The sequence below is a fragment of the Modicisalibacter radicis genome (assembly GCF_900961225.1).
GTDB lineage: Bacteria > Pseudomonadota > Gammaproteobacteria > Pseudomonadales > Halomonadaceae > Modicisalibacter.
The window spans coordinates 1-2145 of record NZ_CAAHFN010000095.1 but is presented as its reverse complement, the minus strand read 5'-3'; the positions used below and the strand labels follow the sequence as shown (position 1 = coordinate 2145).

Genomic DNA, 2145 nt, shown 5'->3' with positions numbered 1-2145 from the left:
ACTGTCGACGCCGGAGCTATAAGTCCGTAAATCATCAAAACAGATTGTCCCCCCGACCCGCATGACCTTTCCTTGCTGGTGACCAAACCTGTAAGGGCCGTGCCATGCTGAGCCGAGAGGACTTTCTCATGATAAGGCAACTTCACCAGCGAGGCGCCCACCTCGTGGACATCGCTCATCAGATTGGCTGTTGCGAACGGACCGTGCGTCGCCATTTGGCCCGCGAGGAGGCACCCTCCGGGCGACCGGCCAGGCCGCGAGTCAGCAAGCTGGACCCCTACAAGCCAATCATCGATCAGCTGCTGGCCGACAATGTCTGGAACGCCGAGGTGATCTTCCAGTTGATCCGCGAGCAGGGCTACACCGGCGGCGGCACCATCGTACGCATGTACATCCAGCCCAAGCGAGCGCTACGGCCGAGCAAGCAGACCGTGCGCTTCGAGACCCAGCCCGGCTTCCAGCTCCAGCACGACTGGGGCGAAATCGAGACGGTCATCACCGGCCAGCGCTGCAAGGTCAATTTTGCGGTCAACACGCTGGGCTATTCGCGGCGCTTCCATGCCTGGGCGGCACCCAGCCAGGATGCCGAGCACACCTATGAGGCGCTGGTGCAGGCCTTCCGCCACTTCGGCGGCGTACCGCGCACGGTGCTGGTCGACAACCAGAAGGCGGCGGTGTTGAAGCACGACCGGGACCACCGTGTCATCTTCAATGCCGGCTTCCTGCAACTGGCCAACCACTACGGCTTCGTCCCCAAGGCATGCCGTCCACAGCGCCCGCGCACCAAGGGCAAGACCGAACGCATGGTGGGCTATGTGAAGCAGCACTTCTTCCAGCGCTACCGGCAGTTCGAGAGCGTTGCCCACCTGAACCAGCTGCTCCAGCTGTGGCTGGAACGGGTCGCCGATCAGCGGCCGTTACGGCAGTTCCGCCAGACCCCGGCCGAGCGCTTTACTGCCGAAGCGCCGGCCCTTCAGGGTCTCCCGGCCACCGACTTCGATACCCGCTACCACGACCTGCGACAGGTCGGCTGGGACGGCTACATCGAAGTCCGTGGCAACCGCTACAGCGTCCCGGAAATCTACTGTGGCCAGGTGGTGGTGATCCGGTTGAGCCTGGACGATGAGCTGACCGTCTACTCGCCGGCCGGTGATGCCATCGCCCAGCACCGCCTGCAAGCGCCACAGGCCGGATGGCACACGGTCCCGGAGCACCATGCCGCCCTGTGGCAGCAGACCCTGTCAGTGCAGCAGCGTGACCTGCGGGTCTACGAGGAGGTGCTGTGATGGCTCTGGAACAGCTACTCAACCGTCTGAAGATGGAGCATCTCCAGGCCTCGCTCGACAGCCTCTGCGAGCATGCCAGCAAGCAGGACCTGAACTACCGCGAGTTCCTCGAGCAGGCCCTCGCCCAGGAGTGGGGCGGACGCCATCAGAAGGGGCTGGAGTCGCGCCTGAAGCAGGCCCGCCTGCCCTGGATCAAGACCCTGGAGCAGTTCGACTTCAGCTTCCAGCCCAGCATCGATCACAAGATCGTGCGCGACTTGGCCGGCCTGGGCTTCGTCGAACGCGGCGAAAACGTGGTGCTGCTCGGCCCGCCCGGTGTGGGCAAGACGCACCTCGCCGTCGCCTTGGCGGTGAAGGCCGCCGAAGCCGGCCATCGCGTGCTGTTCATGACCCTGGATCGACTGGTCAGCACGCTGATGCGCTCACGGCAGGAGAATCGTCTGGATCGCCAACTCCAGCAGTTGACCTACCCCAAGGTGCTGGTGCTCGACGAGATGGGTTACCTCCCCATGACCCGCGAGGAAGCCAGTCTGTTCTTTCGCTTGATCAACCGGCGCTACGAGCGGGCCAGCACTATCCTCACCTCGAACAAGTCGTTCATGGACTGGGGCGAGATCTTCGGCGATCAAGTCATCGCCACGGCGATCCTGGATCGACTTCTCCACCACTCCACGACACTGAACATCAAAGGCGAGAGCTACCGGCTGAAGGACAAGCGACGAGCCGGCTTGGTGACTACACCTGCCACGAAGGAGGACGAGCCCTCACACGACCCTGAACCTGTTCCGATGAAAGAGCACTGATAAAAACCGGACAATCTGAAGTGATGAAATCCGGACAGCCTTCAATGGCGTTGACA

The 2145-nt window shown here is 62.8% G+C and carries 2 protein-coding genes; both read left to right on the top strand.

From position 1 onward, the window contains the following. Positions 1-104 precede the first annotated feature (104 nt). Positions 105-1286 (top strand): IS21 family transposase, encoded by a 1182-nt coding sequence (gene istA, locus HR9077_RS17155; protein ID WP_136068481.1) that lies wholly within the window; start codon positions 105-107, stop codon positions 1284-1286. Further along, a complete protein-coding gene (istB, locus tag HR9077_RS17150) occupies positions 1283-2089 on the top strand; it encodes an IS21-like element helper ATPase IstB (protein WP_136068480.1) in 807 nt (268 codons plus the stop codon). Before istA ends, istB begins: the two co-directional genes overlap by 4 nt. The last annotated feature ends 56 nt before the right edge of the window (positions 2090-2145 follow it).

Coding starts and splice junctions, on each gene's coding strand:
- istA (WP_136068481.1), top strand. CDS start 105: ATGCTGAGCCGAGAGGACTTTCTCATGATAAGGCAACTTCACCAGCGA.